The organism is Pinirhizobacter sp. (assembly GCF_035317885.1).
Lineage (GTDB): Bacteria > Pseudomonadota > Gammaproteobacteria > Xanthomonadales > Rhodanobacteraceae > Pinirhizobacter.
In genome coordinates, this window is sequence record NZ_DATHFX010000481.1 from 1 (window position 1) to 5,829 (window position 5,829).

Genomic DNA, 5,829 nt, shown 5'->3' on the forward strand with positions numbered 1-5,829 from the left:
GGGTGTATTCGCCGCCGACAACGCGATGGATTCGGAACTTTGGGGCGATGCCAGCGTCGTTGGCGATACCTATCGCCGCGGCAGCAGCCGTGCCTCGGTCACGGTGAAGCTTGCCGATCCGTCGAAGTACGCGGCATTCAAGTCGTCGCTGGAAGGCAACCCACAGCTGAAAGTGGACGTGGACACCACCCTCAACTACTTCAACAAGCAATCGGAAGGCACGGCCAAGGTGATCCGCATCATGGGCATCGTGGTGGGCCTGATCATGGCCATTGGCGCCATGTTCGGCGCGCTCAATACCATGTTCGCCGCCGTCGCCGCCCGTGCTCGGGAAATCGCCACGCTACGCGCCATCGGTTTCCGCGGCTTGCCGGTGGTGGTGGCGATCATGCTCGAGACCATGCTGCTTGCACTGATCGGCGGTGTCATCGGCGGCCTGCTCGCGTGGGTGATCTTCAACGGCTATAGCGCATCGACACTGGCCCAGGGCACCGTGGGGCAATTGAGTTTCGAGTTGAAGGTAACGGGCGCACTGCTGTGGACAGGGATCAAGTGGGCACTGGCGATCGGCTTCATCGGTGGCCTGTTCCCCGCGGTGCGTGCCGCTCGCCTGCCGGTGACGACGGCCTTGCGCGAACTGTAGGCTTGCGCTGATCCATCGACGGGTAATGCTGTAGTTCCGGCGAGCGAAAGTTGGCGTGACAGACGGGCAGTAGTCGATATGCCCGTCGTCGCTCCAGGGCCACCTTAGTGGGGCGCAACCCATGCGCCCCCAACGTCCCTGGAGAAATTCATGCGAACTACCCGTCTTTTACGGCTGACGGCAGCCATGCTGTCGATGGCCGGAACATTTCCTTGCCTGGCCCAGGCCGCCGATCCCACCCTGCCGTCACTCGTACGCGTAGCCGATATCGAGGAAGCAAGGCAACATTTCAACGGATGGCTGGCGCCGGGCTACTTCCCATCCACCGTGGTCTCCCGCCCAGGGGCGACCTTCCTTCGCCTGCATTTCTCAACCGTGTACATCCCCGAGGGTGCATGGGTGGAACTGGCCAATGCGTCCGGCGAAGTACTCCAGCGATTCGACGCCAAAGATGTGGGGTCGCCCAGGGATGGCTACTATGCCGATTCGATCGAAGGCGACGCCATCACCCTTACCATGCGCCATGATGGAAATACTTATGCTGCTTTTTCGCTGACCATCGATCGCGTCGATGTCGGCTTCGCCAGTATCACGGGATCTGCAGTCATCGGCGCCGACCAGCGTGAACGTCCGGCTTGCGTGCTGGCCACCGATGCAACCATGTATCGCCGCTCCCAGGCTGTCGCGCGGGTATACGGCTTCGGCTATGTGGCCACGGCGTGGCGGGTGGGTGCGGAGAACCGCATGCTTACCAACCATCATGTGATCGGCAATCACCAGAACCCGGCTGATTTCGAATTCTGGTTTGGCTACGAGCACGCCGTGTGCGGAGGTAGCAACGCCACCACCCAGGGCACCAAGGTGCGCGGTGGCCAGCGCCTGGTGGGGGATGCGGGACGGGATTTCCAGTTGTTTACGCTCGACGCCGCGGAGTTTTCGTCCGGTAAAGTGGCAAGGTACGGCTACCTCGGCCTGGATGTCACACCGCTGCCGATGGGCTGGCCCGTGTACATTCCCCAGCACGGCGGCGGAAGTCCGAAGCAGGTTGCCCGCGCGGACGATTCGGGGCGCTCCTGCAGCATCGCGTCGATCGCGGGCAACATGAGGCGCTATACATGCGATACCGAGGGCGGTAGCTCAGGTTCCCCCGTGATCGATCGCCAAAGCCACCGCGCGCGCGTCCTGCACAATTCGGCCATCGCCGGCAGCAACCAGGGCAATGCCATCGAGGTGATCTGGCCGACCATCCGGCCTTACTTTGCCAATGGACAGGTGCCGTCCGGCAGCCAGTGACACCGGTTCCCTGGGGTGGGTGCTTGTGCACCTGCCTCAGGGCATCACCGGTGGCACGTAGTGCAGTGTCGTGCCCAGCAGCCACAACAACCCCAACACCAGCGGGATGTGCACGAGCAGCTGGATGAAGGTAAAGCCCACGATATCCCGCGCCTTCAACCCCAGTACGCCCAGCAGCGGCAGCATCCAGAACGGGTTGATAAGGTTCGGCAGCGCCTCGGCCGCGTTGTACACCTGTACTGCCCAACCCAGGTGTACGTGCAGGTCGTTGGCGGCCTGCATCACATACGGCGCCTCGATCACCCACTTGCCGCCTCCGGAGGGCACGAAGAACCCCAATACTGCGGAGTACGCGCCCATCACCAGGGTGTAGGTGTCGTGCGAGGCTACATGGACGAAGGCGTTGGCAAGATGTTGGGCAAGGGTTTGGCCATCGGCGCCCCTGGCCTGGGTAAGCAGTGCCGCGATGCCGCCGTACAGCGGAAACTGGATCAGCACGCCAGACGTGCTGGGCACGGCGCGCGCCACCGCGTTCAGGAAGCTTCGTGGACGCCAGTGCAGCAACAGCCCCACGGTAAGGAACAGCAAGTTGTAGGTGTTGAGGTTGGCGATGGCCGTGACCACCGGCTTGGCAACGAACTCGTGCGCCAGCCAACCCAGCCCCAGCAGCCCTACGACGACCGACAGCAACGGGCTGTACTCGAGCCATTCGCCGGGCCGTTCGCGCGGTGGCAGCTTCGGCGTGGCATTGCCAGAATCCACCACGAACTCACTCGCCGTACGGGCCTGGGCGTCGCCCGGCGCAGTGAGCCAGCACACGATGAGCGAGGCCACGATCAGGCAGATAAGCAAAACCTGCGACTGCCACAGGAAGATCGTCTGCGAGAACGGCAACACGCCGGTGATGGCCAACAGGGCCGGCGGCATGCTTGCGGGATTTGCCTGCAATTGAGCGGCCGAGGAGCTAAGGCCCAGCGCCCACACGGCGCCGAGGCCCAGGTACGCTGCAGCGCCCGCTGCCCGGTAGTCGATTTTCAACTCGTGCCGCCGGGCCAGCGCTCGTACCAGCAGGCCGCCGAACACCAACGAGAAACCCCAGCTCAAGAGCGATGCCAGCATGCTCACCAGGCCCACATAGCACACCGCCGAACGACCGCTTCGCGGTACACGGGCCAGGAAGTCGATGAACCGGGCGACCACCGGCGCTGTGGCTACCACATAGCCTCCGATCACGACGAAGGCCATTTGCATGGTGAGCGGGATCAGGCTCCAGAAGCCGTCGCCAAAAGCGGCGCTGGCCGATCCCACGCTGCGTGGCAGCAGATCGATGAAACCTGCCGTGGCGCCAGGACCGGGCAGGGCGCCCATCACGATCGCCGCGATAGCCACCACGCCAACGGCGAGGGCTGCGAACACCCAGGCATCGGGAAACCATCGCTCTGCCCATGCCGCGCAACGCAGCGCCGCGCGGGCCAGCAGCCCTTCGCCCTTTGTGCTCAACGGCGTTCCCCTTTCAAGCAGTGGCATTGCAGGCATGGTCGCGCCATGCCCGGTCGCCCCGCAAGCGATGCGTTCCCGGCGTTAGCGGGCCCGCAGCAGGGTGATGATGCCCACACCGACCAGGATGATGGCCATGCCCGCCAGGTCGAACGGGCCCACGGTTTCTCCCACCACCAACACGCCGAACAACACAGCGACGGGCGGGTTCACGTAGGCATAGCTGGTGGCCACCGCCGGACGCACCGTCTTCAGTACATAGAGGTAGGCACTGAACGCGATGATGGAGCCGAATACCACCAGGTAGGCCAGGGCGAACGTGGCGCGCGCCGTAGGATGGGGCGGCATGCGTTCGCCAAGCGCAAGCGCGAAGATGATCAGCGCGACGCTGGCGCAGGTCATCTGCGCGGCGGTATTCATCGGCCCCGATGGCATGTCCTGCCGCTTGCTCCAGACCGAACCGAAGGCCCACGCGCTGGCTGCAAAAATCAGCGCGAACGCCCCGATCCGCGAGCTCGACAGGCCGCTGCCCAGGTTAAGCACGATCACGCCGATGAAGCCCACGGCAAGACCTAGTGTCTCGCGCCGCGTCGGCCATTGCCCATACATCCCCGAATACACCGCGGCGAACAGCGGCATGCTGGCCACGGCTACCGCCGCGATGCCAGAGCTCACGCTGCCTTCGGCAAAGCACACCAGGCCATTGCCCATGCCCAGCAACAGCACGCCGGTGATGGCCGCATTGCGCCATTGCCGCGCCGTCGGCAGGGCTGCCCCGCGCACCACCAATACCGCCAGCAAGCCCAGCCCGGCGATGAGGAAACGCACCCCCGACAGAAGGAACGGTGGATAGCTTTCCAGCGCGAAGCGGATGGCAAGGTACGTGGAGCCCCAGATCACATATAGCGCGAACATCGCCAGTGGCACCAGCCACGGGCGTGCCGGCACGGGCTGGCCCGGCGTGGCAACGATGTCGTGCGGGGCCTGGACGGTGACGCGGGTATCCATGTCGTATTCTTCAGGGGAATTCGGACACCATAGCGATGCTGCGCACGTCGCGGTAGCGCGGCGATTGCGCGGCAGCCATCAATCTGGTTCAAGGCACGGCGGACGCCATGCCTGCGGCATCAGCCGTTGCGCAGTACTACGTATTCGCCTTCGAGCACGTTGGCTGGACGCTGGGTACGTGTCGCTTGCGGCTGGCGCGAGAGTTTCCAGTGACGTACGGCCATCAACACGCCGCCACCGACAATGAGCACGCCCAGTACCACCACGCCGAAGACCATCAGCACACCGACCACGGCAAGGCCCGCAAGTACGGACAGGGCGCGGATGAACGGGTGGCGGGAGCGGCGGATGGGCGGGAAGTTGAAACGCATCGTTAAAAATCCGTATGGCACAATGACGGGTTCATCGAACTGTAACCTTGGGGCCAAATGCCCCGTGAGGCAAGTGCCATGGTTAGTATTTTCCCCGGCCAAACCCTGTGCTTGCTCGAGGATATTCCCGACGGCGGCGCCATCGCCGTGGATGCGGTGCTGGCCGACGGCGAGGACTCCGTCATCGTGCTGCGCGAAGGCGGCCACGTGCGTGCCTACCTCAATGTCTGCCCGCACGCCGGACGCCGGCTGGACTGGGCGCCGGGGCAGTTCCTGGTCAAGGCCGGCGTGCTGGTGTGCGCCGCGCACGGCGCAAGTTTCGCCACGGCCAGCGGCCTGTGCACCATGGGGCCGTGCCGCGGCGAGCACCTGCGGCGGGTAGAGGTCAGCGTCGACGGCGACGCGGTGAAGCTCTGGCAGGCGGGGTCGGGGTCAGAGTAAATACTCTGACCCCCAAACGGTTTCGACGCTAGCGATACATCAGGTTGATGCACACCAGCGTAAGTACCAGCACCAGGATCGTCAGCGGCAGGCCGGCGCGCAGGAAATCCTTGGCGCGATAACCGCCGGGGCCCGCCACCATCATCAGTGCCGGATGGCCCGAGGGCAGCAGGAAGGTATTGGACGAAGACACCGCCACGATCAGCGCGTAGGCCGATGGATTGCCGCCGGTGGTTACCGCCACGCTGATGGCGATGGGCACCATCATCACCGTCGCGCCCACATTCGACATCACCTGCGAGAAGATCAGCGTGAGTATCGCGATGGACAGCTGCAGCGTCCATTGTGGCGCGCCGCCAAGCACATGCAGCACCTCCTGGGCGATCCACGAGGCGGTGCCGGTGGAATCCATCGACCAGCCCAGCGGGATAAGGCACGCGGTCACGAAGATGGTCTTCCAGTTGATCGCCTTGTAAGCCTCGTCCATGTTCAGCACGCCGGTCAGCAGCATGCCGATGGCGCCGGTCATCATCGCCACCGACAGGTCGAGGTTGGTGAACAGCGCCAGGCACTTGG

Annotated in this window: 7 protein-coding genes; 3 read left to right on the plus strand and 4 right to left on the minus strand. The window is 64.3% G+C overall.

Annotation, left to right across the window (positions count from 1 at the left end; genetic code table 11):
• Together VK519_RS15860 and VK519_RS15865 are read left to right on the plus strand one after the other, a co-directional pair.
• On the plus strand, nucleotides 1-643 hold a 643-nt coding region (locus VK519_RS15860; RefSeq protein ID WP_324351340.1), incomplete at its 5' end, for an ABC transporter permease.
• A gap of 150 nt (nucleotides 644-793) precedes the next feature.
• Nucleotides 794-1,936, plus strand: coding sequence for a trypsin-like serine peptidase (locus tag VK519_RS15865; protein ID WP_324351342.1), 1,143 nt, complete (start codon nucleotides 794-796; stop codon nucleotides 1,934-1,936).
• Between the two features lie 36 nt (nucleotides 1,937-1,972).
• On the opposite strand, the gene VK519_RS15870 is transcribed toward VK519_RS15865, so the two are convergent.
• The 3 genes from VK519_RS15870 to VK519_RS15880 form a co-directional block, all read right to left on the minus strand.
• Nucleotides 1,973-3,412 carry a short-chain fatty acid transporter gene (locus VK519_RS15870; RefSeq protein ID WP_414692762.1) on the minus strand — a complete coding sequence of 480 codons (1,440 nt, stop codon included), beginning with the start codon at nucleotides 3,410-3,412 and terminating at the stop codon, nucleotides 1,973-1,975.
• Nucleotides 3,413-3,517: 105 nt separating this feature from the next.
• On the minus strand, nucleotides 3,518-4,441 hold the full coding sequence (gene yedA / locus VK519_RS15875) for a drug/metabolite exporter YedA (protein ID WP_324351344.1): 924 nt from the start codon (nucleotides 4,439-4,441) through the stop codon (nucleotides 3,518-3,520).
• Between the two features lie 119 nt (nucleotides 4,442-4,560).
• Nucleotides 4,561-4,812, minus strand: a complete 252-nt coding sequence (locus VK519_RS15880) for a hypothetical protein (protein WP_324351346.1) — start codon at nucleotides 4,810-4,812, stop codon at nucleotides 4,561-4,563.
• A gap of 78 nt (nucleotides 4,813-4,890) precedes the next feature.
• On the opposite strand from VK519_RS15880, the gene VK519_RS15885 reads away from it, so the two are divergent.
• The gene (locus VK519_RS15885) at nucleotides 4,891-5,253 is read left to right on the plus strand and encodes a Rieske (2Fe-2S) protein (protein ID WP_324351348.1); all 363 of its coding nucleotides are present in this window, start codon (nucleotides 4,891-4,893) and stop codon (nucleotides 5,251-5,253) included.
• A 28-nt stretch (nucleotides 5,254-5,281) separates the two neighbouring features.
• Here VK519_RS15885 and VK519_RS15890 read toward each other — a convergent pair.
• A partial coding sequence (locus VK519_RS15890) for an SLC13 family permease (RefSeq protein WP_324351350.1) occupies nucleotides 5,282-5,829 on the minus strand: 548 nt, incomplete at its 5' end.